Source organism: Gordonia sp. OPL2 (assembly GCF_003797825.1).
Classification (GTDB): domain Bacteria; phylum Actinomycetota; class Actinomycetes; order Mycobacteriales; family Mycobacteriaceae; genus Gordonia.
Window position 1 is genome coordinate 26,095 of the sequence record NZ_RKME01000019.1, and the last position, 25,242, is coordinate 51,336.

The following is a 25,242-nucleotide window of genomic DNA, read 5'->3' on the forward strand; positions in this document are numbered from 1 at the left end:
TCGATGACCTGTGCCCCACACGCGAGATCCCACCGACCGTGCCCCAGACGCGAGATCCCACCGACTGTGCCCCAGAATCCGCCCACCGTGTCCAGAAATCCGCCGATCGTGTCCAGAATCTCCCGCCACCGTGTCCAATGGATCGCCGACTGTGTCCAGTTCCGGCCGGAGGACCGAAGCGGACGCCACCGGCCTGCCGGACACCGCCACGCCTCCCGAACTGCTTCCGGGCCGCTCGACGACATCCTGGATACGCTCGGCGGATTTCTGGACACGCTCGGCGACATTCTGGGCACGATCGGCGAGATTCTGGGCACGGTCGGCGAATTCGGTTTTCGCTCCGCGTGATTCGACGCCGGGCGACGTCGGGCGACCCCGCCCGACGCCGGACCGTCGTGTTCGACGTCGGGTGACACGGTCGCGGATCGACCGGTCAGACCCGCATCTTGACGTTCTTCGCGGCCACCAGGGCGGAAGCGGCCTGCGGGATCAGGACCAGACCGAGCACACCCATGGCCAGCGTCCAGGAGCCGGTCGCATCGTGCAGCGCGCCGATCACGATCGGTCCGATCGCGGCGACGACATAGCCGATCGACTGCGCCATCCCCGACACCTGGCCGGTCACCCGCGTGGACGGGCTGCGCAGCACCATGAACAGCAGTGCGAGACTGATCGACGCGCCCGGACCGAACATGATGAGCATGACCCACAGGGTGACCACCTGATCGGTACTGACCAGGCCGATGAACCCGATCGCGCAGACCGCGACGACGATCAGGGTGATGATCCGTTGATCGGCGAATCGACCGGCCACGATGGGGATCACCAACGACGCCAGCAGGGCCACGACCTGACCGATGGCCAGAATCGTGCCCGCCTGGGCATCGGTCCGACCGTGGTCGAGAAGGTACTGCGGCAACCACGCACCGAAGGTGTAGAACACGAGAGACTGGGTGCCCATGAACACGGTGATCGCCCACGCGATCCCGTTGCCGCGCAGGGATATCGCTTCCGACGACACCGCGATTCGGTGGACGCGCGCCAACTGCGGCACCCAGACGACCATCGCCACGACGGCGAGCACGGCCCACGTTGTGAGGGTCATCCGCCAGTTGCCGTCGAGCCGCTCGTCGATGGGGACGGTGAGCGCAGCGGCGACGGCGGCTCCGCCGGACAGCGTCATCGAATAGAGCCCCGTCATCAGACCCGATCGGTGAGCGAAGTCCCGTTTGATCAGCGCCGGGAGCACCACATTGCAGATTCCGATCGCGGCACCGATGACCGCCGATCCCACGAACAGACTGACCGGGTGCGGCACGAAGCGCAGCGCCATGCCGAGTATCAGGACGATCAACGAGGCGAAAACGGTTCGCTCGATACCGAATCGGGCTGCGATCCGTGGCGCGAAGGGGGCGCTCAGGCCGAAGAACAGGACCGGAAGCGTCGTCAGCAGTCCTGCGATCGCACTCGTGACGCCCAGGTCGGCCATGATGTCGTCGATCAGCGGGGCGACCGACACCACCGGTGGACGGAGATTGGCCGCGACGAGCATGATGCCGACGGCGGCGATGACCGCGGCGACACCTCGCGGCGCGCTCCGGTCGGGTCCGTCGGAGTCCATGGTGTCCGCCGTGGTCGCACTGTCGGACCGGGTCGACGCCTCCCCCGACATCACGTGAGTCCCCGTCTCGCCTCGTCGAGGTAGGAATGCACCGCTGCACGCGCCGCACCGGGATCGCCCGCCTCGATCGCATCGACGAGTTCACGGTGTCCCTGCGGATGCCGTCCGTCGGTCACGCTCGCATCGACAATGCTCGCGTGCATCCGCTGCATGACCTCGACGATCCCGCCGTACAGTTCGACCAGCAGCGTGTTGCCCGAGGCGTCCACGAGGGACGCATGAAAAGCGATGTCCGCCTGCGCATACGACGCTACATCGGTCCTCGACAGCGCGTGTTCGGCCTCGGCGAGGCATGCACGCAGCGCGGCGATCTGCTCCGGAGTGGCCCGCTCGGCAGCCGATGCGGCCGCCTGGGCCTCGACGGCCCGCCGGGCCTCGAGTAGCTCGAGGTGCGCCGGTCCGGGCAGGCATCGTTCGATCGCTGCGGCGAGCACGTTTCGGCTCCGAACGTAGGTGCCGTCCCCGCGCCGCGGCACGAGCATTCCGGAGTGCTCCAGAGCCCGAACCGCTTCGCGGATCGTGTTGCGGCCCACGCCGAAATGCGCGACGAGTTCCGGTTCGGGCGGGATGCGGTCACCGACGGGCCAGCGGCCGCTGCGGATCATGTCCTGCATGCGGCCGACGACGAGTTCGCTGGTTCGAGGCGGCGGTGGGATCAGGTCGGACACCCAAACACCCTAACATCCCATGTTTGGTAGGACTCATCGCGCGGCGAGCACCCAGGCCCTCTAGTGCGCGTGGGCGGCCGGCATCCCCCAGTCGGGCAGCGGGTCGGGGAAGCAGCGCCAGGCATCCGGCCCGTGCGCCAACTCGGCGTCGGTCAACAGAGCCGATCCGAGGAGGTCGTGAACCGCGGGTGCGTCGAGGCGGACACCGATCAGCACCACCTCCTGCGACGGCCCGACAGACCCGCCGTCGTCGGATCCCCAGTACTGAGCGGGCTCGATGACCAGATTCGGACCGGCCTGCGACCACACCGCGAGGAACTCGGGACGGCTCGCGATCCAGCAGAATCCCTTGCTGCGCAACACCCCTCGCAGATCTCCGAGCACCTGCGCCAGTCGCGCGGGATGAAAGGGCCGATCCGAGCGGAACACCGTCGAGGAGATCCCGTACTCCTCGGTCTCGGGCACGTGACCGCCCAGCAGTTCGTCGTCCCATCCCGCGACCGAGGACGCGGCCTCGTGATCGAAGAGTCCGGTTCCCATGACCCGTTCGAGCGGCACGGCGCCCCGGTCGCCGACGACGACATCCGCTCGTGGATTCAGGCGGCGCACCATTGCCTCGACGGCACCCCGGACCTGGTCGGTGACCAGGTCCGCCTTACCGAGGACGACGACGTCGGCGAACTCGACCTGGTCGACGAGCAGATCGGAGATCGAACGATGGTCGCGCTCATCGGCTTCCATCGCCCGCTCGTCGAGGCGGTCACCCTCGACGAGCTCGGGAAGGAACGTCGCACAGTCCACGACGGTCACCATCGTGTCCAACGACGCGACGTCGCCGAGCGAGGTGCCGTCGTCGAACACCCAGTCGAAGCTCGCCGCGACGGGCATGGGCTCGGAGATCCCGGTCGACTCGATCACCAGGTACTCGAACCTCCCGGCACGGGCGAGTTCACCGACGGACTCGACGAGGTCGTCACGCAGGGTGCAGCAGATGCACCCGTTGGTGAGTTCGACGAGTCGCTCCTCCGTGCGGCCGAACCCACCGAGATCGACCAGCGAGGCGTCGATGTTCACCTCGCTCATGTCGTTCACGATCACCGCGACCCGTTTGCCGGCACGGTTGGCGAGGATGTGGTTGAGCAGGGTCGTCTTGCCGGCGCCGAGGAAACCGGAGAGCACGGTGACGGGCAACGGCGCGCGGGCGGAGGAGATCATGCACTAATGATAACTGTTTTCAATAAGGGGGGTGTCCCGCACCCTATCCCGACACGTCGAGTTCGCCGATGATCTTCGTCGGCTCGATCCAGACCGCCATTTCACCCTCGACCCCGTTACGCGCGCCGAACTCCTCCGCGCGATCGGCACCCATGTACCGAGCTCCCGCAAGAGTCGCGATGCGGCGCACCTCGTCGAGGTCGTCGGTGGTCACCGCACGTCCCTGGATCTGGACGAAGGCATACGGCGGCTCAGGCAGGTCCACCGTCAGCACCACACGTGGATCACGGGCGATAGCACGGCCTTTCGCGGTCGTCGCACCGGTGTTGAATGCCACCCGGTCACCATCGACGACGAACCAGATCGGCGCGGCGAGCGGCCGACCGTCCTTGGCCAGATAGCCGAGGTGGCCCGTCTTGGTCCCACTCGACAGGAAATCGCGAATCGCAGGATCGTCCAGGGAAGCAGCCATGCCCCCACCCTACGGTTCGTCCGGGCGCCCCGTCAGCACTCGACGAGGCGGTCCCCGATGCGGCAGGCGGTCATCATGATCGTGGCATGTGGGCCGCTACGGCCGGCGGTCGGCAGGATCGACCCGTCGACGATACGCAGACCATGCAGTCCGATCACCCCACCGAGCCAGTCGGTCCGCTCACCCATGGGCATGCTCCCCCATGCGTGCTGCGATGTCCGCACGACCGGATCGACCGCGACCGAGTCCGGATCGACCTCGCCGGCGAACGGGTCGGAGCGCAGCATCTCGGCGACCGCTGCCACACCGTGCTCGAAGCGAGCGGCGGCGACGGAATCCACCGTCCCGAGATCGATGGTCAACCCCGACGGGTTCAGCCGCACCGACCCAGGTGTCCCCGGCCTCATCACCGCGACCCCGACCGCAGGTCCCGCAGGCGGCAGGCCCTCGATGTAGTTCGCCATATCGTCGCTGTAGCAACGGATCTCGATGTCGTCGGCCGTATGCACCACTGACTGCAGCAGCGGACGTGCCACCGCCCGACCGGATCCCCATCGAGCCCGATAGTGCACCAGCACCTCCCGATGCTCGTGGACCGCCAACTCGTCGGCGCCGCCGAGCACGTCGAGGCCCGAACGCAGCAGGATCGCCGCGGTCCCCAAGGTGCCGGCGCACAGGACGACCTCGCCACACTCGACGGTGGTCCCGGCGACGTCGACGCCGGTGACGGTGCGACCGGCCGTCATCACCGCGGTCACCTCCGCCACGGTTGCGACGGCCAGGTTTCCCCGTCCCAGCGCGGCCCGCAGGTACGCCTCGGCCGCGGTCCGACGCCCGGTGCCCTCACGATTCGACCGCACCCGGTTCACACCGACGATCGGCCATGGTTCCTCGGACGGCCGGACCGGCATCGACCGCGCCCAGTAGGCCTCGAATCTCGGTACCACGTCGGCGAGTTCGTCGTCTGAGAACGCCGACACGTGCATCGTGCCCCCGGGGGCGTCGAGTTCTGCGTAGGCGGCCGCGATGTCGTCGGGCGCCCATCCGGTCGGCCAGCCGGTGAAGTCGCCCGGATGCCACCGAAGGAAGTATCCGCCGTTGACCGCCGACGACCCGCCGAGCCCGCGGCCCCGGATGACCCCCAGACCGGATGCCTCGTCGTAGGCCTGGGCGTAGCGCGAGCCGGCAGCGATGGGCAGTGCCCCGAGGTCGCGGATCTGGGTGCTCGGCCACTCGCGCGGCCCGCGGTCGAGCAGCAGGACAGAGCGATCGGGATTGCGCGACAGCCGTTCTGCGAGGACGCACCCGGCACTGCCCGCGCCCACGACGATCACGTCGACGCGCGACGGCAGATCGTCACGCGACATGGCTATGTGGTCAGGACCGGTCGGAGCGCACCGAGATCACGGTGCGTGAGAGCCCCCTGCCAGAGACCCGCACCGTAGGCGAGATCGTCGAGCCTGCGGAACAGAGTGTAGGTCAGCGGTCCCATCGCCGGACCCGCCGCGGGTTCCGCGACGGCGTGACGCACCCACGACACCACCCCCTCCGCGACGGCCATCTCGACGGCCAGGCGCCGGAAGCGGGCCGAGATCACCGCGAGGATGAGCGCGACCGGCCAATAGTGCCGGCAGACCGCACCACCAGCCTGCAGCAGCCCGAATCCGACCGCCCGGCCGGTCATCTGGGTCGCGACGAGGGGTGCACCCGGCAGCTCGCCGAGTCGCTGTCGCAGTCGCATCCCGAGCTGACCGAGGATGATGACGGCGATCGCGAGACCGATGCGGGTCCGGGTCAGCAGGGCGACGACGGCGACCGCCATCGGGATCGACATCACGACCGGCGCGGCGAAACCGCCGTGCCGGTCCGCGAGGTACGACGCGCCGGTGCCGTAATAGCGCCGCCGGTCGAGGACCGACCGGACGTCGGTGCGGTGATCGTGGGACACCCGCGCCACCGGGTCGTAGCGTACGCGCCAGCCCGCCTTGTGCGTCCGCCAGCACAGATCCACGTCCTCGGCCACGCGCAGCGACTCGTCGAATCCGTCAAAAGTGCTGCGCCGCACCACCATCGCCGCACTCGGGACGTAGGGGACGCGACTTCCGGGAACGACGGCACACTCTTCCGGACCCATGTCCAGCGACGAATAGCCGTTCTCGTAGCGCTCCGCGATCGATGCGTCCCGGTCGGTGCGGCTCAGACCGACGATCCGAGGCGCCACGATGGCGACGGCAGGATCGGAGAAGTGGCCGAGCAGCATCGTCAGCCAGTCGGCGGGTGGGACGACGTCCGAATCGAGGAAGGCGACGAAATCCGTCGTGGCGGCGTCGGCGCCCACATTCCGCGCGGCCGACGGTCCGCGGTTCTCGTCGAGTCGGATCAGCGTCACGTCGGCGCCACACACCGTGATCGGTTCCGGCGACCCGTCGTCGACCACGATGACCTTCGTGCCGGCGACCGCACGCAGGAGTCGGTCCACGCCCGACTGATTCCCGCGCACCGGCACGACGACCGTCACGTCGTCGGGCCGGGGCCCGAACATGGGGCGCGGGTTGGCGATTCCGCTGTCGAGGAGCCGGCGGGCCAGACTACGGGTGGCCGGATCACACACCTCGATGCGGCCGTCGGCGGAGGTCATGCCGAGTGCCGCATCGGTCAGGCGCAGCATCCTCGTCGGCGATCCGCCGACGAGATACCGCAGATCGCGATGCCGCGCACATCGCATGTCGATCTGCACCTGGAAACCATCGGGCAGCGTGTTGTCGACCGTGGCGGTGGCCTGCGGCTGCTTGTCGACCGCGGTCATCCCAGGCGCCCCTTGTCCCCGACGGTCCAATCACGCACCGCCGACACCAGGCCGGCGACCAACGCCTCGGTGATGTCCGCGCCGTGCTCCCGCGTCGCCCCGACCGGGTCGCCGAGCACACCGTTTCCGCTCACCGCCGCCACCCCACCGTCGCGCATGGTGGGCAACAACGTGGCGATGGGGGCGACGTTGCCCGCCTCGGCCGCCGCCATGACGACGCTCTCGGGCGAGAGATGAAGTAGCACAGAGGTTTCCGTGGCACCGGCGTGCGCATCCCCACCGGGAACCGCGCACGGGAACCAGGCGACGTCCCTCCCCTCGTACCGCAGCCGTTCGACAGCCGCCACCAGGGTGGCGCCGTTGCCGCCGTGGCCGTTGACGAAAACCACCCGGTCCGCCCACCGACAGGCACTGCGCCCGTACTCGAGGAGCAGCAGATGCAGGGCCTCGTGTCCGACGGAGATCGTGCCCGGGAATCCCTCGTGCTCCCCGCTCGCGCCGTAGGACAGGGCGGGTGCGGTCACGATCAGGCGGTCGTCGTCGGCCCGCGTGTCGTCGGCGAGGCGGGCGGCAGCACGCGAGGCGACCAGGCCGGCGATGCGGGTGTCGGTGTCGAGGCCGAGATGCGGTCCGTGTTGCTCGGTGGCGCCGATCGGCACGAGGAGGGTGACGGCGCGGTCGGACAGTTCGGGCCAGCACATCTGTCCCAGGCCCGACCGTCGCTCCATTCGTTCAACTCTAGCGACGGTGCCGGTGACAGAAAACCGAGTCGGCGCATTTACTCCATTCGATTCCGGTATCCCGGTCCCACCAGAAGAGACCGTATGTCCGAGCGATCGATCGGTTGTGCCATGCTGGACGCACGAACGTGAGACCCGACACATGGGGACGGGTATTGGACCGGGAGGACATCATGACGTCAACTGCGCCGCACAGCAGCGGAAAGAGCGGGCCCCTCAGCGCAATCCGGGTGATCGAGTTCGCGGGGATCGGCCCCGGGCCGCATGCGGCGATGCTGCTCGCCGACCTGGGTGCCGACGTCATACGCGTCCAGCGCCCCGGCACCCTTCCCGCCGCCGACCGTAAGGCGGACGCACTCCTGCGCGGCCGTGCCGTCGTCGAGGCAAATCTCAAGGACCCGGGAGATCGTGAGACGATTCTCGGCCTGATCGCCAAGGCCGATGTGGTCATCGAGGGTTTCCGTCCCGGTGTCATGGAACGGCTGGGGTTCGGCCCCGACGACCTCTCGACGGTCAATCCCGGCCTGATCTACGGACGGATGACCGGCTGGGGTCAGGAGGGCCCGCGCGCGGACCGCGCCGGCCACGACATCAACTACATCTCGCTGACCGGGATGCTGCATGCGATCGGCCGCAAGGAGGACCGACCCGTCCCTCCGCTCAACCTGGCGGGTGACTTCGGTGGCGGATCGATGTTCCTCGTCGTCGGCGTCCTCGCCGCTCTCCTGGAGCGCCAGTCGTCGGGGGCGGGTCAGGTCGTCGACGCCGCGATGGTCGACGGCGCCTCGGTGCTCGGGCAGATGATGTGGGCCTTCCGCGGCACCGGCCTGTGGAGCGACGAGCGTGGTGTCAACATGCTCGACACCGGTGCTCCCTACTACGAGGTGTACGAGACCTCGGACGGCAAATACATGGCGGTGGGCGCGATCGAGCCGCAGTTCTACGCCGAGTTGCTGACCGGACTCGGTCTCGCCGACGCCGATCTGCCCGCGCAGAACGACGTCGCGAACTGGCCGAAGCTCGAGCAGATCTTCACCGACACCTTCAAGTCGCGTACCCGTGACGAGTGGACGAAGATCTTCGACGGCACCGACGCCTGCACGTCGCCGGTTCTCGACTTCGGTGAGGCCCCGGCCGATCCGCACATGGCGGCGCGCGCGAACCTCGTCGAGATCGACGGCGTCACACAGGCCCAGGTGGCCCCACGCTTCTCCCGCACGTCGCCGGAGACTCCCACCGCGCCTGCCCGCGAGGCCACCGACCCGGCCACCCTCTGGCAGGACTGACCGCCCGACGTCACGCCCGACGTGCCCGCACGCCGGCGCCACACGGCGCTGGTGCGCGGCGCGGGCCATCGGTCGTGCCCGCGAATTCGCCGACCGTGCCCGGCTTTTCGCCGACCGTGCCCAGAATCTCGCCGACCGTGTCCAGAATTTCGTCGACCGGGTCGAGAGTCACGCCCATCACTTGAACCCCGGGTCCACCGGACGTTCGCGCTGACCTCCGACGTCGCGGGACTGTCCCCACGGACGGGGTGCCTGGGCACGATCGGCGCGATTCTGGGCACGATCGGCGATCGACGGCGACGGCGACAGCGACGGCGGAGGCGGTACGGCACGGCGCAGGACGCGCAGCGCAGGACGGGCAGCACACGGCGAACCGCGCGGAGAGGACCTCAGACCTTGGTCGCGCCCATGTCGATCGAGAACTCCGCACCGGTGACGGCTTTGGCGCCATCGGAGGCGAGGTAGAGCACGGCGTCGGAGATCTCGTCCAGCGAGGCGACCGGGTGGTGATTCATCATCGACGTGAGATGCGGTCCGACCCAGGGAATCCCGAAGATCCGATGGGCCTCGGTGTCGGCGACGCCCATCGGGGTGTCGACCGCGTAGGGGTGAACACTGTTGACCCGGATCCGGTGGTGCCCGAGCTCCTTGGCCGCGGACTGGGTGAGTCCGCGCAGCCCGAACTTCGACGCGGAGTAGGACGCCTGCAACGGCATCGCCTTCAGACCCGCCGACGAACTGATGACCACGATGGATCCGCCGTTGCCCGCCTCGAGCATGGCCGGGATCGAGGCGCGCAGCGTCTTCCAGGTCCCGACGAGATTGATGTCGACGACATCGGTGAACTGCTCTTCGGTCAGCTCCCACACCTTGCCCCAGGTGAGCAACCCCGCGTTGGCCACCACCACGTCGAGGCGACCGAACTGCTCGACACCGGCGGCCACCAGCTCCTCCTGGAATGCCAGATCGCGTGTATCCCCTTGCCGGGCAAGGATCTTTCCACCTGCTTCTTCGACGAGGCGGACGGTCTCGCGGAGGTCGTCGGGTGTGGCCGCCGGGTAGGTGGTGTGGTCGGCGACCTCATCGGCGATGTCCATACCGATGATGGCCGCGCCCTCGCGGGCGAACCGCACCGCGTGATTGCGTCCCTGTCCGCGGGCGATGCCCGTGATGTAGACGACCTTGCCGTCGAACTGCCCCATCCGCCCGAGTCCTCATCTTCCGTGTTACATTTCGAAAAACTGTAACACGTTCTACTTTGCCTCGGGCGGACTGGGCAATCCGCACGGATCAGGCGTGACCGAAGGACCGTTCGAAGTCCTCGGGGATGATCAGGTCGTCCCGCGACAGTTCGTGAACACTCTTGTGTCCCAAGCCCATCACGACACCGTCGAGACCCATGCGCAGGAGGTCGAGAACGTTCTCGACGCCGGCCTGTCCGTTGGCACCGAGGCCCCACAGGTAGGCACGGCCGACCATCACGGCGCGAGCACCGAGGGCCAGCGCCTTGGCCACGTCACTGCCGCGGCGGATACCGCCGTCGAGGAGGACGTCCACCTGCCCGCCGACCTGGTCCGCGATCGGCCCGAGCAGACGGATCGTCGCCGGCGTGCCGTCGAGATTGTTGCCGCCGTGGTTGGAGACCGAGATCGCGGAGGCGCCGATGTCGACGGCCCGCTTGGCATCGTCGAGGCGGGTGATGCCCTTGACCATGAACGGCCCGTCCCACTGCTCGCGCAGCCACTGGAGGTCCTCCCAGGTGGGCGGGGGTGTGTTCATCCACTGCCCGTAGGCTCCGAAGAACGTCGGACCCTGCTCACCCTTGGGTGTCAGGTTCGGCGCGGTGAGGTCCGGGATCTCGACCTTGCCGTCGCGAATCCAGTCGAGCGCATAGCGCGGCTTGACCGCGATCTCCGGCGCGAGTTTCAGCAGCGCCGGGATGTCGACCTTCTCCGGGATCTCCGGGCTTCCCCAGTCACGCCCGATGTTGAACACCCAGTCGGTGGTGACGATGAGCCCCTTCGCGCCGGCCTCCTTCGCGCGCTGCACGCGGGCCAGGATGTCGTCGCGGGTACCGAGCCAGTAGAGCTGGAAGAAGATCTTGTCGTTGACCGCCGTGACCTCTTCGATCGGGTGAGAGGCGAAGCTGGACAAGCCCATCGCGGTGCCGCGCGCTGCCGCGGCCCGGGCGACGGCGACCTCGCCGTCGGGGTCGACGGCCTGCACACCAGTCGGCGAGATCATCACCGGGAACGAGATCTCCTGGCCCATCACCGACGTCGACAGCTCGCGGTCGGGCTGGGCGCCGACCACGTGCGGGGCGAAACCGAGTTCGGAGAAGGCCTCGGTGTTGTCGCGCAGGGTGACCCCGGCCTGGGTACCGGCGACCAGCGATGAGTAGACGGATTTGGGCAACCGCTTCTTGGCGCGTCGCTGCGCCTCGTGGACGGTCTCGAACCAGGGATTGCGCGCCCACGGATTCTGTACCCACGGTTTCTTGGCCATTGTGTTTCCTACCTGTTTTCTTCTTCCGGTGGCAGCACGGCATCGCCCGGCCGCATGCCGGGCGTCCGTGTCGCCGATAGATTTCTGTTCTAGGGGGTGAACCCGGCGAGCGGGTTCTCGTCACAGCTCTTCGACGGCGGCGCGCCGACGGGCAACAGATCCCCGTCCGGCTGTCGCGTCATCAGAGTCAGTGGTGTGCCGCGCGAATGATCCTTGTTCGCAGTCGGTTTGGAACGATCCCCGGCCAGCAGCTGCTCGCCGTAGCCCTGGACGCACTCCGGGTCGGGACCGGCCAGCGGCAGTCCGGTGAAGAACTTGGCGGCCATGCAGCCACCGCGGCAGGCATCGAAATGCGCACACTTGGTGCACGCTCCGGCGTTCTGCGGTTCACGCAGTTCGGTGAATAGTTCCGAGCGCTGCCAGATCTCCTGGAAACCGCCGTCGGTGGTGATGTTGCCGGCGAGGAAGTTCTCGTGGATCGCGAACGGGCAGGCGTAGACGTCGCCGACCGGGTCGATCAGGCACACCACACGTCCGGCACCGCACAGGTTCAGACCCGGCAGCGCACCCGACCCGCCCGTCCCACCGAACGCCGACAGATGGAAGAACGAGTCACCTGTCAACACGTTGTCCCCGTGTGCGACAAGCCATTCATAGAGCGACCGCTGCTGCTCCGGCAGTGGGTGCAGGTCATCCCACACATCGGCGCCGCGGCCCGACGGACGCAGGCGGGTGATGCGCAGAGTCGCGTTGTACCGATCGGCTAGCGCCTTGAACTCGTCGAGCTGATCCACGTTCTGCCGGGTCATCACGACACTGATCTTGGCGTCGGCGAACCCCGCCTCGTGCAGGTTCTCCAACGCCCGCACGGCCATGTCGAACGATCCCGGACCGCGCACCGCATCGTTGACCTCGGCGGTGGCCCCGTCCAGCGAGATCTGCACGTCCACGTAGTCGGAGGCGGCCAGCCGGGCGGCGACCTTCTTGTCGATGCGCAGACCGTTGGTGGAGAACTTCACCCCCACCTGATGGCTGGTGGCGTAGTCGACCAGCTCCCAGAAATCGGAGCGGACCGTCGGCTCTCCGCCGCCGATGTTGACGTAGAAGACCTGCATCCGCTGCAGCTCGTCGATGATCGCCTTGCACTGCTCGGTCGACAACTCGCGCGGATCACGCTTGCCCGACGACGACAGGCAGTGCACACATGCCAGGTTGCAGGCATAGGTCAGCTCCCAGGTCAGACAGATCGGCGCGTCCAGCCCCTTCTCGAACTGATCGACGAGTCGACCGACCTTCGGGGGCTGTGCGGCGGCCGGCGGCACTCCAGGCGGCTCCGCCCCGACGAGAGCGGTTGTGGTGGGCGGCATTTCGAGTGTGGTCACGAGAAGAATCCTCTGGGCGTCGAGTCGAGAAGGGGGCGTCGAGTCGAGAAAGGCGTCGAGTCGAGATGGGTCAGGCGGCGCGGCGGACGATCATGCCCGAGTCGGCGAGCGCACCGAGGGCCTGCACGTAGAGCGGGCGGTCGGCCTCGCCGACACCGGCGGCGAACAGTGCGTCCTCGGCAGTCGCATGATCGGCGAGGGAGCGCACGATCCCGACGACGGTCAGGTTCTTGAGGAACGAGAGCTTGCGCGTGCCGAAGTGATACAGGAGCGCGCCGAACGGCTCCGGACGCAATGCCACCTTCGGGTTGAGCGTCCACGCATCGTCGAGCGCGAAGCGGTCGCGGTCAGTGGTCGAGGGCCCGCCCCCGGCGGCCGCAGAGCGACCGCCGGAGACCGGAGTCGATGTCGGGGTCGACATCAGTAGACCCCGCACATCCCGTCGATCGACACCTCTTCGACGAGCGACTCGCCCACGAGTTCGGTGTCCTGCGACGTGGCTGACTGATCTGCCATGATCCAACCTCCATTTTCTGACGGTAGTGATGCGGATCACCTGACACTATAATGGCACTCGGTGCATTAAAACCACCCCTGGCGAAAAACTGATCAAATGGACAGGTGACGATGAGCACATCCGGCGCGAGACCGGCCCCCACACGCTCCGCGCAACCTGGGCGACGGCCGGTCACCTCGCGTGCCGAGATCAGTGCCGTGGCGATCGATCTGTTCACCTCTCGGGGATTCGAGGAGACCAGCGTCGACGACGTCGCGGACGCCGTCGGGATCGCCCGACGGACCCTGTTCCGCTACTACCCGTCGAAGAACGCGATCGCCTGGGGGGATTTCGACTCGCACCTGGCCGAGATGCGGGCCCTGCTCGCCGACATCCCCGAGGACCTGCCCATCGCCGAGGCCCTCCGACAGGCGTTGATCTCGTTCAACGAGGTGCCCCGGACCGAACTCGCCGGCCACCGTCGTCGGATGTCACTCCTGCTGGGCGTACCTGCGCTCCAAGCCCATTCGATGCTGATGTATGCCGAGTGGCGGCAGGTGATCGCCGAGTTCTGCGCCCACCGGCTCGGCCTCACCGAGAACGACCACCTCCCCCAGACGATCGCCTGGCTGTGCCTGGGCACCGCCCTCGCCGCCTACGACCAGTGGCTGACCCATCCGGACACCGACCTCCAGGCCCTGATCGTCGCCGGCAGTCGTACCCTTGCACAGGGAGTGGATGCGCTGTCATGATCGGCGCAGCCTGGGGTAAACTCAACTAGAACGTGTTCTAATTGTTGCCCTGAGCAGCCACGATGCGATGAGCATCGGATACGACGACGATCATCGAGAGGTGGCGAGATGACCGAGCTGACCCCGCATGGCTCGCGGAGCGTGATCCTGACGGTGGCCGAGGTCATCGACGAGACCGCGGATGCCCGTTCGGTCGTGTTCGAGGTCCCCGACGTCCACCGGGAGTCCTTCACCGAGTACAAGCCCGGACAGTTCCTCACCCTACGGATTCCGAGTGAGCAGACCGGCTCGGTCGCGCGATGCTATTCGCTGGCGTCCTCCCCGCGGACCGACTCCCTGCCCAAGGTGACGGTCAAGCGCACCGCCGACGGGTACGGCTCCAACTGGGTCTGCGACAACCTCACCAAGGGAACGCAGATCGAGGTGCTGCCACCGTCGGGGGTCTTCACGCCGAAGGAACTCGACACCAGGCTGTTGCTCATCGCGGCGGGCAGCGGTGTCACACCTGTGATGTCGATCCTCAAGGCGGCGCTGCACGCCGGTTCGGAGCCGATCACGTTCTTCTACGCCAACCGCGGCGTCGACGACGTGATCTTCGCCGACGAACTGCGCGAACTGCAGCAGGCCCATGCCGATCGGCTGTCGGTGATCCACTGGCTGGAGTCGTTGCAGGGCCTACCGAACGATCAGGTACTGGCGACCACCTTCCGCGCCCTCGCCGACCACACCGCGTATCTCTGCGGGCCCGGTCCGTTCATGGATGCTGTCCACAAAGGGCTTGCCGGAGCAGGATTTCCGCATCACAACGTGCACACGGAGGTCTACAACTCGCTGTCCGGCGACCCCTTCGCCGACGTCGAACTCGACGAGGTCACCGAGGAGGAGGACGCCGAGTCCGCCACTGTCGAGGTCGACCTCGACGGCGAGACCCACAATCTCAAGTGGCCGCGGAAGCGCTCACTGATCGACATCATGCTCGCGGCCGGACTCGATGCGCCGTACTCGTGTCAGGAAGGTGAATGTGGTTCCTGTGCCTGCACCCTGACTGAGGGTACGGTCGAGATGGAGAACACGGGGGCGCTCGATCCCGAGGACATCGCCGACGGCTACATCCTCGGTTGCCAGGCGCATCCCACATCGGATTCACTCCGGGTCGAGTTCTGAGACACCACGAGCCGGCTCACACGACGAAGGGCACCTCATGACCCCCGACCGACTGGCACGTTCCCTTGCGGGCATGCTGTTGACCATCGGCACACTGCATTTCGTGGCGCCCAAGCCGTTCGACGAGATCATCCCGGAGGAGATCCCCGCCGATCCGCGTACCCTCACCTACGCCTCGGGTGTCGCCGAGGTCGCCATCGGCGCGGGCTTGCTGGCCCCGCGGACCCGCAAGCCCGCCGCAGCTCTCGCCGCCGCGCTCTTCATCGCGGTCTATCCGGCCAACATCAACATGGTCCGGCTCTGGAAGGACAAGCCGCTCGCCATGCGTGCCGTCGCGATCGGCCGACTCCCCTTGCAGTTCCCGATGATCTGGGCCGCAGTCAAGGTGTTCCGCGGTACCCCGACCACGTAGGTCGGGCACCGGGCCCGACACAGCCGGGTACCGGACAGCAGGGTCAGCGCAGCAGGGTCAGCGCTACAGGATCAGCGCGGCAGGATCAGCGCAGCGATCGGTAGTGGGCCCGCTCGTCGACGTCGAGGTGTTCGATCGCGTAACTGAGTGCGGTGCGGCCCATCTGGGCTGCGTTGTCGGCCAGGAAGCCGGTGAGCAGATCGCGGTCCACGCGTTTGCCGAGTTCTCGCAGCATCCAGCCGGTCGCCTTCTGGATGAGGTCCCGGCGATCCGCGAGGACCACCGGCACGACGGCGAGGGTGGCGTCGGGATCGCCGACCTTGAGAAATGCGAAGGTCCCGACGATCCCGACCCGGCGATGCCAGAGTCGTTGGTCCGCGGCCAGTTCGACGAGCGGTCGATGATCTCCCTGATCGACCAGCCAGCGGCCCAGCACGGAATCCGCCGACGCGTCGACCAGATCCCAGTTGTCGACGCATCCCCGGTCGATCGCGTCGCGGTAGTGCTCGACCCACTCGGCGGCTGCATCTCCCGACGCACGGTCGAACTCCGCCCGCAGCAGGAACAGTGCGATCAGCCGGTGCTCGTGGATCGGTGACGCCAGGAGGGTGTCGATGGTGGCCGCGTCGACATCACGACAACGTTTGGCGACCTTTCGCAGTTGCGGCACCGTCACCCCGATGAAGGAGTCGCCCTCGCCGTACTCCCCCGGTCCGGTCTTGAAGAACCGCGCCGAGCCGGCGGCCCGGTCCGGATCTGCCAGTTGCGCTGTCTCCGCGATGATCTCGTCGGCCCGCGACACCACCACGGGTCAGCCGAGGACGTCGGCGATCGGCGTCGGGGTCAGCAACTTGGGCCGGGTCTTCATCACCGCACCCACCTTCCCGGCGCCGACGACGCCGGTCAGGATGCCGTCCCGGCTGTAGTAGGCGAGGAACTTGGTGCCGTCGTCGTCGACGAGATGCAGGAGGTCGGAGGACTCCGGACGTCCCAGGACCTGGATCTTCAGGTTGTACTGGTCGCTCCAGAAGTATGCGGGCGTGGCCGGGATCATCGCGTCGGTCTTCGCGATCCGATGAGCCACGACGGTGGCCTGCTCGACCGTGTGGGTCCAGTGCTCGACGCGTCTGGTCGCGCCCGACTCGAGCCGCCAGTTCGCGACATCGCCGAGTGCATACACGTCGGGGACCGACGTCGCACCGTTCTCGTCGCAGGCGATGCCACCACCGGATTCGCGTGGGGCGAGCTCGATTCCGGAGCCGTCGAGATAGTCGATCACCGGGATGGAACCGATGCCGACGACCACGATGTCGGCGGCCAGCTCGGAACCGTCGGCCAGCCGCACGCCCCGCACCTTCGTCGCCCGCGCCGGGTCCGTGTCTGCTGCCGAACCCGGCGATGGGTCCGTCAGGATCTCCTCGACGCCGATACCCGTGCGCACGTCGACTCCGTTGGCCTGATGCAGCCGGGTGACCAGAGCGCCGACCTCGGTACCGAGCGCGGCGGCGAGCGGTGTGGGCGCCGGTTCGACGAGCGTGACGCTGATCCCGCGCTGATTGAGGCTGGCGGCCACCTCACAGCCGATGAACCCCGCGCCGACGACGACGGCGGTCGACGCGTCGTCGATCTCACCGCGGAGGGCGAGCGCGTCGTCGATCGAACGCAGCACGTGGATTCCGGACACACCGTCGGTGCCCGGCAGCGTCCGCGGGCTCAGTCCCGTGGCGAGGATCAACGTGTCGTAGCCGACGGTCTCACTGGACGACGGATCGTCGGGCTTCTCGACGGTGACGGTGTGATCGCCGGGTGAGATGGCGCTGACGCGTTCTCCGACCCGCAGCCGGATCGACGACTCGTCGAAGAACTCGGCGGGTTTGAGGTCGACGCGGTCATCCTTGCCCAGCAGCACCGACTTCGACAGCGGCGGACGGTCGTACGGCGGGTGGGACTCCGCGCCGATCAAGGTGATCGGGCCCTCGTAGTCGTTGGCGCGCAGACTCTCCGCGACCCGGATTCCACCGAGACCCGCTCCCACGATCACCACACCCGCGTCTGATCCACTCATCGTGTTTCCTCCGTGACGACATCCGTCCGTCGCGCCGGACGTGCCACGGCGCGCGGTTCCGGTCTGGTGACCGGTGTGAGCTGCGCGAGGTGCGCATGCTCATCGAGTGACGTCGCCGACCGGTTGCAGGTCGGCGAGGCGCCAATTCCCCTCGACACTACGCATAGTGGCCCACCGTGCGGTAGGGGCACGTTCGGTGTTCTCGCCGTCATCGCCAGGCCCGTCCGGCGGACCAGTCCCCGGTACACGGATCGTCTGATCGGCGAACACCAGGACCTGGGACTGGTCGTCGGCGTAGGCGTTGACCGCCGCACCGACGACACGGACCGACATCGTCACGCCCGACTCCACCGCGCCCGGCAGCACCACATCCGGTCCCCTGCTGCGGTAATCGGCCAGCAGCGGACCGGTGAGGTGCGTCTGCACGGCGTCGCGGCCGGTCCGGTCGAGATCCGGACCGAACGTCATCAGCGCTGTCACCGCCGAGGTGGTCGCCGAGAGGACCGCGGAGCGCTGCCCGTCGTCGGGCACCGGTCGTGAGCGGACGACGCCGACGATCCCGACCAGTGAGACGACCAGGGCGACGACCATGACGCCGACGGCGATCGTCACCCGCCGACGGCCGCGGGTGGTGAGTCGCGCCGGTGAGCGCGGAACCGCGCTCATGCCGGCCCCGCCGAACTGATCAGCCACCCTGCGGGTTCACGGGTCATCGTCACCTCGACGGTCACCCGACGGGTATCTCCCCCGAGCAGTTGCGGATCCGTCGCCTCGGCGACCACGAGAACCCGGGCCTGCGCGCCGACGTCGTCGGACCCGGGGTCGGTGATGAGTCCGGCCGAGAGCACCTCCCCGCTGCTCGGTCGGGTCTGTGCTGCGACCTCGGCGGCGAGGGCATCCCGTGCGGCCGTGAGCCTGTCGCGCTGATGACCCGTGCTGACCGAGAGTGCCCGGTCGACATATCCGGGACCATCGGCAGGGTCGGCGGTCAGCAGCGTGGTGATCGCGCTCCGCGACGCATCGAGCGCTGCCGTCGCAGCCTCCGAGCGTGCGGCGGCTGATCGATTGTGGAGCGCGAGCGCTGCGATCACGCTTATCAACGCGATCACGACGACGACCACCGCGATCACGCTCAGCCGGAACCGGCGGGTCCGTAGCCGAGCCCGCGCGCGCAGCGGTTCCGCCGCGGCGATCCGGGCCGAGCGAGCGCGTCTGGTCGCCTCCTCGTATCGGCGACGAACCGGCTGCAACGCGTCGGCGTCCACCTGGGTTGCACCGCGTTTCTCGCTCACGAGAGCACCTCCACCCGCGTCAGCACCCATCGGTCGTCGACGCGGTCGAATCCTGCGGTGACCGAGCGATGTTCGATGTCGTCGGCGGCCGGTGGGGCGGCCGGCGCCGCCGACGCCGGCGTGACGACGATCCTCGCCCGGATGAGGGTGTCACCGTGATCCGGCGCGGCGTCGACGATGCCGACGACCTCGGGCGTCCAGACGACCGAGCGGGCACCGTCGGCCGGCGGCCGGGTCAGTTCGGTGGCGTACCTGGCGGCGAACTCGCCGTCCACGAGACCGCGGGCGCGCTCGCGATCGGCCCGCCACCGCGCCGCGTCGACCGAGAAGACCTGCGCCACGATCCGACCGGCCTCTCGGCGGAGTTCGGCGCGGGTGCGATCGACGGCGTCATCGGTTGCCGCCGTGCGCCATTGACACACGACGCCGATCACCGACGCCAGCACCGCGACCGTTGCTACGACGGCGATCGCTGTTGCGGCACGCACCGAGATGATGCGGCCCGACGGCGCGCGGTCCGGCTCGGGACGATCCGCACCGGATGACGAGGTCTGCTTCCAGGACGCGCTCATGGCAGGTACTGCACCGCGCCGATCTTCAATTGCCCGGCGTCGGGTTCGATCAGGACCCGGAGCCGAAACTGCCTGATGCTCTGGCCTTCTGCGTTCTGGTCCTCTGCACTCTGGTCGTCGGGACGGCTGAACTGCACCGTCGCGGCGACGAGCACCGTCGCCTTGTCCCCCGACCGTGCCGACACCCCGACACCGTCGACCGTGCCCCGCCCGACGGTTCCCTGCGTGTCGACGAACTTCGTGTAGCCGTCGGCGGATTGGGCGAACTGGTCGTGGAATTCACCTGTCGCGCCGTCGAGAACGCGGCGGACCTGATCGGGCCGTCGATGATCCGGGCTCAACAAGACCGACACCCTCGCCGTGGCCGCGCGCTCGTAGTCGTCGTCGGTGTACGCATCAGCTGCTCGAACCCAGTACACGACGCAGATCGCTGCCGCGAGGATCGTCGCGGCAGCGACGGCCACGAGCACCGTCACCAGTCGCGACCGGCGTCGGACACCGGCGGCGACCTCTGCGGTCAGGAGATCGTCGGCGGCTCGACGCAGCTCTCGACGCGCTGCGCGCTCGTCGTCGAGCAACGCATGGTCAGGCATCGGTCCCCCTTTTCTCGACCGGTGCACGGTATCGCAGGGCGAACACCGATGGCCATCAACCCGTCAACCGGTGACCATCACCCCGTCGGACGGCGATGCCGTTGCGGTCGCCGGGGTCACTCCGCGCCGATCCGCCGGGAGTAGGCGGACCGCTGGTCGTGGTCGTAGTCGATGAACATGCTGTCCAGCTTGGTCATCCGTCGTGAGGCACGCTTCATGCGCTGCGGAAACAGCGCGTTGGCGTGGGTCCAGGCCATGGACCGAGGCGCGGTCACCCGGACGCGCGGTCGGGCGATGATGGAGACGACCTGGGCGGCGACCTCCTCGGGTTCGATCGCCCGGACCATGCTGTTGGTGTGCAGACCCGAGATGAGTCCGGTGCGGGTGAAGGTCGGCAGCACGGTGCTCACCCGTACACCGGTGGACTCGAGTTCGGCGTCGAGCGCCTCGGAGAACTCGATCACGGCGGCCTTGGCCCCGTTGTAGATGGTGAGGCCCGGTGTGGGCAGTCGGCCCGCGACCGACGCGATGTTGACGACCTGCCCGTGTCCGCGCCGCACCATCCGGCGCGCGGCCAGCTGGGTGCCGGTGATCACGCCGATCACGTCGATGTCGTAGGTGCGCCGGATCAGGGCATCGTCGTAGGACAGGAAATCGCCGACGGGCATGATCCCCGCGTTGTTGATCAGGACGTCGATCGGCCCGAGGGCGTCCTCCACCTGCGTAAGGAACTCCTCGAACGACCGACGGTCGGTGACGTCGACACCGAATCCCTCGATGCCGAGGTCCGCGGCAGCCTTGCCCACCGCCTCATCGTCGATGTCGCCGAGCGCGACGACCGCACCGGATTCGAACAGCTGTGTCGCGGTCTCGAATCCGATCCCCCGGGCGCCGCCGGTGATCGCGATGACCTTGCCGTGCAACGCCGATCGGAGTTCCTCGTGGTCGGGTGTGCGGCGCAGACGGTCACGTAGGGACATGTGTTTCCTTCATCTCCTCGGGCAGGACAGCTCGTCGGGACGACAGCTCGGACAGTGCGGTGGGGCGGCGGCCACACCGGTCACCAGATCATCGGCGCCAGATACTTGGCTGCCAGCGCACGGACCGCGTCGGGTTGCTGACGTTCCTCCGTCGTCGGTATCTCGAGATACGAGATCACCAGTCGCACATGGAGTTCCACGGCATGGTGGAGATCCTCGTCGGGCATGGTGGCGCCGGCGTCGCGCAAGGTCGCGGCCACCCGGTCGGTGACCATGTCGATGAACAGCGCGGTCACCGCCGAGGTGATCCCGCGCATCTCCGAATCGGTGAGCACGAGCCGGCGCATGAGCGGATCCTCGGAGATCATCACCGCACCCTCGGCGAACGCCTCGACGACCGCCTCAGCCGGCCCGAGCCCGACGACGGCGTGCTCGAGCCGGTGCATTCCGTGTTCATAGAGGTCGTTGGCGACCGCCAGCAGCAACGCCTCTTTGTTCGGGAAGCGTCGGTAGAGGGTGCTCCGGCTCACGCCGGCCGCCGTCGCGACCTCATCCATGTTGGCCCGCCGTACCCCCACCTCGGTGAACTCCGCACCGGCGGCGGCGAGGATGGCCTGTTCCTGATCTTCCGGGCTCGACGTGTTGCGTGTCTTGCGCGGCGCTCGTGTGGAGGTCATCGGCGGTGCAGTCGTACGGGGAGTTTGTCCTTCGGGACCGGTAGTGAGCTGTAGTCCATCGGGATCTGGTAGCTGTCGGGCACCGACCACTCGTAGTCGCGCACCAGGTGGTGCAGGATCGTCTTGATCTCCATCTGGCCAAAATACAGCCCGATGCATTTGTGCACCCCGCCGCCGAACGGCATCCACGCCATGCGGTGGCCCTTGTCCTCGGCGCGCTCCTTCGAGAACCGTTCCGGATCGAACATGTCCGGGTTGGTGTAGAACTCGGGGTCCCGATGATTCGTCAGCTGGGGCACCGACACGAAGCTGCCCTTCGGCACGAAGTAGCCCTGCACCGAGGTGTCCTTGACGGCCATGCGCGGTTGGGCCGGGACCGGCGGGCACATTCGCAGCGATTCCTTCATCACCTGGTCGATGACGGTCAGCTTCCCGAGGTCGTCGTACCCGAGTTCGGGATTGAGTTCCATCGACTGCTCATGCGCGCGCTGCTGCCATTCCGGCGCCTTTGCCATCCGGTAGGCCATCTGGGTCATCGTGATCGTCGAGGTGTCGTGAGCCGCCATGAGCACGAAGATCATGTGATTGACGACGTCTTCGTCGGTGAATGAATGACCCTCGTCGCTCTCGGCGTGACACAGCACCGAGAACAGGTCCGGGGTCTCGCGCGCACGTTTCGCCGGGATGTTCTCGTAGAAGAATTTCTCGAGAACCTTGCGCGACCGCAGCCCCTTCCACCAGCGACCACCCGGTACGGGCTTGCGTACGTAGGCGACTCCCGCACGCACTGTGTCGATGAAGGCCTTGTTGATCCGGTCGGCATCCTTCTTCGGCAGTTCGACGCCCAGGAAGACCTCGAGTGCGACGTCGAGGGTGAGCGCCTTGAACTCCTCGAACATCCGCACGTCGCCGGTCGGCAGGGCCGCGACCCGCTCGGCGATCATCGGCTGCATCTCCTGCATGTATCCCTTGAGCGCCGACGGCGTGAACGCCTGCTGCAGGATGTGGCGGTGATGGCGGTGCTCGTCGAAGTCGAGCAGCATGATTCCGCGGTTGAAGAACGGCCCGATGAAGTAGCTCCACGCCGGGCCGTTGGCGAATGCCTTGTCGCGGTTCATGAGGATCTCGTCGGCGGCGCGCGGGCCCGACGCGATCACCATCTGCACTCCGAGCGCGTTGAGACCGGACACCTTGCCGAACCGCGCAAGCCGTTCGTCGCCGAACGCGAACGGGTCGCGGCGCATCGCCATCATCTCGAGGACGCCGTTGCGCTCCGCGCACGGGACCTCCAGCAGACCACTCTCGGCCGGGGCCTTCGCGAACACCGTTGTCATGGAACTCTCCTCACCGAAACACCACCGACCGAACACCACCGAACGACTTCACGAACCGTCGTGCACATCAGTGCCACCGCTGTGACCCTGGTCGCACATCACCCTATTGGAACAGATTCGCGAAAATGTTTCTAGTCCCGGTCGGTCGCCCACGCCGGCGCGCTGCCGCGGGCGCAGAGAACCGCATGGCATCGGCGCAGGCGTTCTCGCCACCACTGATCGCGGTCCGCCTCGGCGACGGCCAGATGGCGGGGGTCGATGTCGGCCGGCCCGAACCATCGAGGTGCCACCACCCCGTCGACCGGCGTGAACCCGACGGCGACGTCGGTGGTGAACAGGGTCCCGGTTCCCAGCCCGCACGCATGGCCGAGCGAGGGCAGTGCTGCCGCCGCGGCCACACCGGCGGCGATCCCGACGGCGGAGTCGAGTGCTGACGAGACCACGACCGGCAGTCCGATCGTTTCCGCGAGTTCCAGGGTCGACCGCATGCCGCCGAGTGGGGCGACCTTGATGATCGCAACGTCCGCGGCGTCGGCGGCGACGACGCGATGGGGATCGTCGGCCTTTCGGATCGATTCATCGGCCGCGATCGGCACGTCAACGGAGCGACGCACCTCGGCCAGTTCCTCGACTGTGGCACAGGGCTGTTCGGCGTACTCGACATCGCCGATCGCCCGGATGGCCCGGATGGCCTGCGCCACGGTCCACGCACCGTTCGCATCGATCCGGACATGCTGCACCACCGATCGGGCGGCGGTGACCCGCGCGACGTCATCGTCGAGCGTCTGTCCGCGTTCGGCGACCTTCACCTTCGCGGTCCTCGCACCCGGGTACCGAGCGAGGATCCCGGCGACCTCCTCCGCGTCCACCGCCGGCACCGTCGCGTTCACCGGGACCGCGTCACGCAGTGGGGCCGGCGCACCGAGATAGGCCGCCTCGACACCGGCCGCGAGCCAGGTCGCGGCCTCGTCGTCGGCGTATTCGACGAACGGCCCGAACTCGCCCCACCCTGCCGGCCCGCGGAAGATCATCGTCTCCCTGGACGTGAGTCCTCGAAAGCGCGTGCGCATCGGGAGCCGCACCACCACGGCCGACTCGAGCAGATCGGTCACCGGCGGAAGTCCTTCGGCCACCTCGACCACCTCTTCCATCGATCACTGTTGAAACAAATCTTCCACTTCGTTCCAACCTAGGTTAGTCTCCTCACATGTCAGTCAACCAGGACTACGAGCATGCGATCCGCGAGGCCGAGCCGCTCATCGTGGCCGACGACGCCGACACCGCGCTGCCCTCACCCCGTCTCGGCGCCGATTCCCTGATCTGGAAGTTCTACGGGGACAGTCGCGGAGTCCTCGGATTCCAGCGTCTCGCCGGGACCGAGAACTGCATCGAGCAGCTGGGCCAGGCCGTGCTCGACCACTCGGTCATCTTCGACGACTTCCTCGGCCGCGCGCGGCGCACCGGCCCGCCGGTGATGAAGACCGTCTACAGCACCGAGCCCCAGAAGTGGGGGCGCACGGTCCGCGACTTCCACCGCGACATCAAGGGCACGATCAGCGACGGCTCGCGCTATCACGCGCTCAATCCGGAGCTGTTCTATTGGGCGCACGCCACATTCGTCGATCAGGTCCTGTTCATCACCGACACCTTCATCCGGCGTCTCAGCCACGCCGAGAAGGTCCAGATCTTCGAGGAGAGCAAGATCTGGTACGAGCTGTACGGCGTGAGTGCACGCAGTCAGCCTCAGACCTACGACGAGTTCGTCGAGTACTGGGAGGACATGCTCGATCGCTTCGTCCCCCACAAGACGGTGGTCTACGCGACCGGCTACATCCGGCAGGGTCTTCCGCGGCCGAAGAAGATCCCCGCCCCGGCGTGGAAGATCCTGTCCGCCCCGCTGAACGCCTTCACCCGCACGGTCGTCGTCGGGACCGTACCGCAACAGATGCGCGACGTATGCGGCCTCGATTGGGATGCCAAGCGGGAAAAGCGTTTCCAGCGATTCGCCGCCCTCATGCGGGCACTCAACCCGGTGTTCAACCGGCTGCCGCTCAAGTGGCTGTACGTACCGTGGGCCTACCAGGCATGGCGCGAGATCGGCGTCGACCCGAGACCGCTGTACAACAAGCCCGCGGCCTGACCGAACACGG

At 67.6% G+C, this 25,242-nt stretch carries 29 protein-coding genes; 6 read left to right on the forward strand and 23 right to left on the reverse strand.

Annotated elements, in window-relative coordinates:
- Nucleotides 1–66 precede the first annotated feature (66 nt).
- Nucleotides 67–348: a hypothetical protein gene (locus EEB19_RS17295; protein ID WP_187588502.1), complete on the forward strand. Its 282-nt coding sequence runs from the start codon at nt 67–69 to the stop codon at nt 346–348.
- Nucleotides 349–433: 85 nt separating this feature from the next.
- Here EEB19_RS17295 and EEB19_RS17300 read toward each other — a convergent pair whose 3' ends face one another.
- From EEB19_RS17300 to mftE, 7 genes are read right to left on the reverse strand one after another with little or no spacing between them, the layout of a single operon-like run.
- Entirely contained in the window at nt 434–1,621 is a 1,188-nt protein-coding gene (locus EEB19_RS17300; protein WP_262365746.1) for an MFS transporter, read from the reverse strand.
- Nucleotides 1,622–1,671: 50 nt separating this feature from the next.
- The gene (locus EEB19_RS17305; protein WP_187588506.1) at nt 1,672–2,349 is read right to left on the reverse strand and encodes a FadR/GntR family transcriptional regulator; all 678 of its coding nucleotides are present in this window, start codon (nt 2,347–2,349) and stop codon (nt 1,672–1,674) included.
- Nucleotides 2,350–2,409: 60 nt separating this feature from the next.
- Complete coding sequence (locus EEB19_RS17310; protein WP_187588658.1) at nt 2,410–3,561, reverse strand: GTP-binding protein; 1,152 nt, start codon at nt 3,559–3,561, stop codon at nt 2,410–2,412.
- A gap of 46 nt (nt 3,562–3,607) precedes the next feature.
- Nucleotides 3,608–4,036, reverse strand: coding sequence for a PPOX class F420-dependent oxidoreductase (locus tag EEB19_RS17315; protein WP_187588508.1), 429 nt, complete (start codon nt 4,034–4,036; stop codon nt 3,608–3,610).
- 32 nt (nt 4,037–4,068) lie between these two features.
- Nucleotides 4,069–5,403: a mycofactocin system GMC family oxidoreductase MftG gene (gene mftG / locus EEB19_RS17320; protein ID WP_187588510.1), complete on the reverse strand. Its 1,335-nt coding sequence runs from the start codon at nt 5,401–5,403 to the stop codon at nt 4,069–4,071.
- A 2-nt stretch (nt 5,404–5,405) separates the two neighbouring features.
- The gene (gene mftF, locus EEB19_RS17325; protein WP_187588512.1) at nt 5,406–6,842 is read right to left on the reverse strand and encodes a mycofactocin biosynthesis glycosyltransferase MftF; all 1,437 of its coding nucleotides are present in this window, start codon (nt 6,840–6,842) and stop codon (nt 5,406–5,408) included.
- Nucleotides 6,839–7,570: a mycofactocin biosynthesis peptidyl-dipeptidase MftE gene (gene mftE, locus EEB19_RS17330; RefSeq protein ID WP_187588514.1), complete on the reverse strand. Its 732-nt coding sequence runs from the start codon at nt 7,568–7,570 to the stop codon at nt 6,839–6,841. Before mftE ends, mftF begins: the two co-directional genes overlap by 4 nt.
- Before the next feature lie 185 nt (nt 7,571–7,755).
- Here mftE and EEB19_RS17335 point away from each other — a divergent pair, with 185 nt between their 5' ends.
- Nucleotides 7,756–8,868: a CaiB/BaiF CoA-transferase family protein gene (locus EEB19_RS17335; RefSeq protein WP_187588516.1), complete on the forward strand. Its 1,113-nt coding sequence runs from the start codon at nt 7,756–7,758 to the stop codon at nt 8,866–8,868.
- Between the two features lie 10 nt (nt 8,869–8,878).
- On the opposite strand, the gene EEB19_RS17340 is transcribed toward EEB19_RS17335, so the two are convergent.
- The 6 genes from EEB19_RS17340 to mftA all read right to left on the reverse strand — a co-directional run bounded on the left by EEB19_RS17340 (nt 8,879) and on the right by mftA (nt 13,271).
- A complete protein-coding gene (locus EEB19_RS17340) occupies nt 8,879–9,046 on the reverse strand; it encodes a hypothetical protein (RefSeq protein WP_187588518.1) in 168 nt (55 codons plus the stop codon).
- Between the two features lie 211 nt (nt 9,047–9,257).
- Nucleotides 9,258–10,070, reverse strand: a complete 813-nt coding sequence (locus tag EEB19_RS17345) for a mycofactocin-coupled SDR family oxidoreductase (RefSeq protein WP_187588520.1) — start codon at nt 10,068–10,070, stop codon at nt 9,258–9,260.
- Between the two features lie 88 nt (nt 10,071–10,158).
- Nucleotides 10,159–11,373, reverse strand: coding sequence for a pre-mycofactocin synthase MftD (gene mftD, locus EEB19_RS17350; protein WP_187588522.1), 1,215 nt, complete (start codon nt 11,371–11,373; stop codon nt 10,159–10,161).
- An 89-nt stretch (nt 11,374–11,462) separates the two neighbouring features.
- The gene (mftC, locus tag EEB19_RS17355; protein WP_187588524.1) at nt 11,463–12,755 is read right to left on the reverse strand and encodes a mycofactocin radical SAM maturase; all 1,293 of its coding nucleotides are present in this window, start codon (nt 12,753–12,755) and stop codon (nt 11,463–11,465) included.
- A gap of 70 nt (nt 12,756–12,825) precedes the next feature.
- The gene (mftB, locus tag EEB19_RS17360; protein WP_187588526.1) at nt 12,826–13,176 is read right to left on the reverse strand and encodes a mycofactocin biosynthesis chaperone MftB; all 351 of its coding nucleotides are present in this window, start codon (nt 13,174–13,176) and stop codon (nt 12,826–12,828) included.
- Nucleotides 13,176–13,271, reverse strand: a complete 96-nt coding sequence (mftA, locus tag EEB19_RS17365) for a mycofactocin precursor MftA (protein ID WP_187588528.1) — start codon at nt 13,269–13,271, stop codon at nt 13,176–13,178. Before mftA ends, mftB begins: the two co-directional genes overlap by 1 nt.
- Before the next feature lie 111 nt (nt 13,272–13,382).
- Here mftA and mftR point away from each other — a divergent pair, with 111 nt between their 5' ends.
- From mftR to EEB19_RS17380, 3 genes are all read left to right on the forward strand, one after another.
- Nucleotides 13,383–14,003 carry a mycofactocin system transcriptional regulator gene (gene mftR, locus EEB19_RS17370; RefSeq protein WP_187588530.1) on the forward strand — a complete coding sequence of 207 codons (621 nt, stop codon included), beginning with the start codon at nt 13,383–13,385 and terminating at the stop codon, nt 14,001–14,003.
- Between the two features lie 108 nt (nt 14,004–14,111).
- Nucleotides 14,112–15,167, forward strand: a complete 1,056-nt coding sequence (locus tag EEB19_RS17375) for a ferredoxin--NADP reductase (protein ID WP_187588532.1) — start codon at nt 14,112–14,114, stop codon at nt 15,165–15,167.
- Nucleotides 15,168–15,204: 37 nt separating this feature from the next.
- Complete coding sequence (locus EEB19_RS17380) at nt 15,205–15,579, forward strand: DoxX-like family protein (RefSeq protein ID WP_187588535.1); 375 nt, start codon at nt 15,205–15,207, stop codon at nt 15,577–15,579.
- Between the two features lie 85 nt (nt 15,580–15,664).
- Here EEB19_RS17380 and EEB19_RS17385 read toward each other — a convergent pair whose 3' ends face one another.
- The 10 genes from EEB19_RS17385 to EEB19_RS17430 form a co-directional block, all read right to left on the reverse strand.
- The gene (locus EEB19_RS17385; protein WP_187588660.1) at nt 15,665–16,384 is read right to left on the reverse strand and encodes a DNA alkylation repair protein; all 720 of its coding nucleotides are present in this window, start codon (nt 16,382–16,384) and stop codon (nt 15,665–15,667) included.
- Nucleotides 16,385–16,390: 6 nt separating this feature from the next.
- On the reverse strand, nt 16,391–17,644 hold the full coding sequence (locus tag EEB19_RS17390) for an NAD(P)/FAD-dependent oxidoreductase (RefSeq protein WP_187588537.1): 1,254 nt from the start codon (nt 17,642–17,644) through the stop codon (nt 16,391–16,393).
- A gap of 99 nt (nt 17,645–17,743) precedes the next feature.
- Nucleotides 17,744–18,310: a hypothetical protein gene (locus EEB19_RS17395; RefSeq protein ID WP_187588539.1), complete on the reverse strand. Its 567-nt coding sequence runs from the start codon at nt 18,308–18,310 to the stop codon at nt 17,744–17,746.
- The gene (locus tag EEB19_RS17400) at nt 18,307–18,936 is read right to left on the reverse strand and encodes a hypothetical protein (RefSeq protein ID WP_262365739.1); all 630 of its coding nucleotides are present in this window, start codon (nt 18,934–18,936) and stop codon (nt 18,307–18,309) included. Before EEB19_RS17400 ends, EEB19_RS17395 begins: the two co-directional genes overlap by 4 nt.
- Nucleotides 18,933–19,508, reverse strand: a complete 576-nt coding sequence (locus tag EEB19_RS17405; protein ID WP_187588541.1) for a hypothetical protein — start codon at nt 19,506–19,508, stop codon at nt 18,933–18,935. The genes EEB19_RS17400 and EEB19_RS17405 overlap by 4 nt, the downstream gene beginning before the upstream one ends.
- Nucleotides 19,505–20,101, reverse strand: a complete 597-nt coding sequence (locus EEB19_RS17410; RefSeq protein WP_187588543.1) for a hypothetical protein — start codon at nt 20,099–20,101, stop codon at nt 19,505–19,507. The genes EEB19_RS17405 and EEB19_RS17410 overlap by 4 nt, the downstream gene beginning before the upstream one ends.
- Nucleotides 20,102–20,217: 116 nt before the next feature.
- On the reverse strand, nt 20,218–21,081 hold the full coding sequence (locus tag EEB19_RS17415) for an SDR family oxidoreductase (protein WP_187588545.1): 864 nt from the start codon (nt 21,079–21,081) through the stop codon (nt 20,218–20,220).
- Nucleotides 21,082–21,161: 80 nt separating this feature from the next.
- Entirely contained in the window at nt 21,162–21,758 is a 597-nt protein-coding gene (locus tag EEB19_RS17420; protein ID WP_187588547.1) for a TetR/AcrR family transcriptional regulator, read from the reverse strand.
- Entirely contained in the window at nt 21,755–23,092 is a 1,338-nt protein-coding gene (locus EEB19_RS17425) for a cytochrome P450 (RefSeq protein WP_187588549.1), read from the reverse strand. The genes EEB19_RS17420 and EEB19_RS17425 overlap by 4 nt, the downstream gene beginning before the upstream one ends.
- A gap of 131 nt (nt 23,093–23,223) precedes the next feature.
- Nucleotides 23,224–24,225 carry an o-succinylbenzoate synthase gene (locus EEB19_RS17430; protein WP_262365740.1) on the reverse strand — a complete coding sequence of 334 codons (1,002 nt, stop codon included), beginning with the start codon at nt 24,223–24,225 and terminating at the stop codon, nt 23,224–23,226.
- Nucleotides 24,226–24,299: 74 nt separating this feature from the next.
- Between EEB19_RS17430 and EEB19_RS17435 the strand changes: the two genes are divergently transcribed.
- Nucleotides 24,300–25,232: an oxygenase MpaB family protein gene (locus tag EEB19_RS17435; RefSeq protein WP_187588553.1), complete on the forward strand. Its 933-nt coding sequence runs from the start codon at nt 24,300–24,302 to the stop codon at nt 25,230–25,232.
- The last annotated feature ends 10 nt before the right edge of the window (nt 25,233–25,242 follow it).

Bases quoted from the DNA above. Each gene is read 5' to 3' on its own strand.
- mftR (WP_187588530.1), top strand. From the start codon at position 13,383: ATGAGCACATCCGGCGCGAGACCGGCCCCCACACGCTCCGCGCAACCT.
- EEB19_RS17425 (WP_187588549.1), bottom strand. From the start codon at position 23,092: ATGACAACGGTGTTCGCGAAGGCCCCGGCCGAGAGTGGTCTGCTGGAG.
- EEB19_RS17375 (WP_187588532.1), top strand. From the start codon at position 14,112: ATGACCGAGCTGACCCCGCATGGCTCGCGGAGCGTGATCCTGACGGTG.
- mftG (WP_187588510.1), bottom strand. From the start codon at position 5,403: ATGTCGCGTGACGATCTGCCGTCGCGCGTCGACGTGATCGTCGTGGGC.
- mftE (WP_187588514.1), bottom strand. From the start codon at position 7,570: ATGGAGCGACGGTCGGGCCTGGGACAGATGTGCTGGCCCGAACTGTCC.
- mftA (WP_187588528.1), bottom strand. From the start codon at position 13,271: ATGGCAGATCAGTCAGCCACGTCGCAGGACACCGAACTCGTGGGCGAG.
- EEB19_RS17380 (WP_187588535.1), top strand. From the start codon at position 15,205: ATGACCCCCGACCGACTGGCACGTTCCCTTGCGGGCATGCTGTTGACC.
- EEB19_RS17395 (WP_187588539.1), bottom strand. From the start codon at position 18,310: ATGAGCGCGGTTCCGCGCTCACCGGCGCGACTCACCACCCGCGGCCGT.
- EEB19_RS17345 (WP_187588520.1), bottom strand. From the start codon at position 10,070: ATGGGGCAGTTCGACGGCAAGGTCGTCTACATCACGGGCATCGCCCGC.
- EEB19_RS17435 (WP_187588553.1), top strand. From the start codon at position 24,300: ATGTCAGTCAACCAGGACTACGAGCATGCGATCCGCGAGGCCGAGCCG.
- EEB19_RS17335 (WP_187588516.1), top strand. From the start codon at position 7,756: ATGACGTCAACTGCGCCGCACAGCAGCGGAAAGAGCGGGCCCCTCAGC.
- EEB19_RS17415 (WP_187588545.1), bottom strand. From the start codon at position 21,081: ATGTCCCTACGTGACCGTCTGCGCCGCACACCCGACCACGAGGAACTC.
- EEB19_RS17410 (WP_187588543.1), bottom strand. From the start codon at position 20,101: ATGCCTGACCATGCGTTGCTCGACGACGAGCGCGCAGCGCGTCGAGAG.
- EEB19_RS17315 (WP_187588508.1), bottom strand. From the start codon at position 4,036: ATGGCTGCTTCCCTGGACGATCCTGCGATTCGCGATTTCCTGTCGAGT.
- mftF (WP_187588512.1), bottom strand. From the start codon at position 6,842: ATGACCGCGGTCGACAAGCAGCCGCAGGCCACCGCCACGGTCGACAAC.
- EEB19_RS17340 (WP_187588518.1), bottom strand. From the start codon at position 9,046: ATGGGCGTGACTCTCGACCCGGTCGACGAAATTCTGGACACGGTCGGC.
- mftB (WP_187588526.1), bottom strand. From the start codon at position 13,176: ATGTCGACCCCGACATCGACTCCGGTCTCCGGCGGTCGCTCTGCGGCC.
- mftD (WP_187588522.1), bottom strand. From the start codon at position 11,373: ATGGCCAAGAAACCGTGGGTACAGAATCCGTGGGCGCGCAATCCCTGG.
- EEB19_RS17300 (WP_262365746.1), bottom strand. From the start codon at position 1,621: ATGGACTCCGACGGACCCGACCGGAGCGCGCCGCGAGGTGTCGCCGCG.
- EEB19_RS17420 (WP_187588547.1), bottom strand. From the start codon at position 21,758: ATGACCTCCACACGAGCGCCGCGCAAGACACGCAACACGTCGAGCCCG.
- EEB19_RS17405 (WP_187588541.1), bottom strand. From the start codon at position 19,508: ATGAGCGCGTCCTGGAAGCAGACCTCGTCATCCGGTGCGGATCGTCCC.
- EEB19_RS17390 (WP_187588537.1), bottom strand. From the start codon at position 17,644: ATGAGTGGATCAGACGCGGGTGTGGTGATCGTGGGAGCGGGTCTCGGT.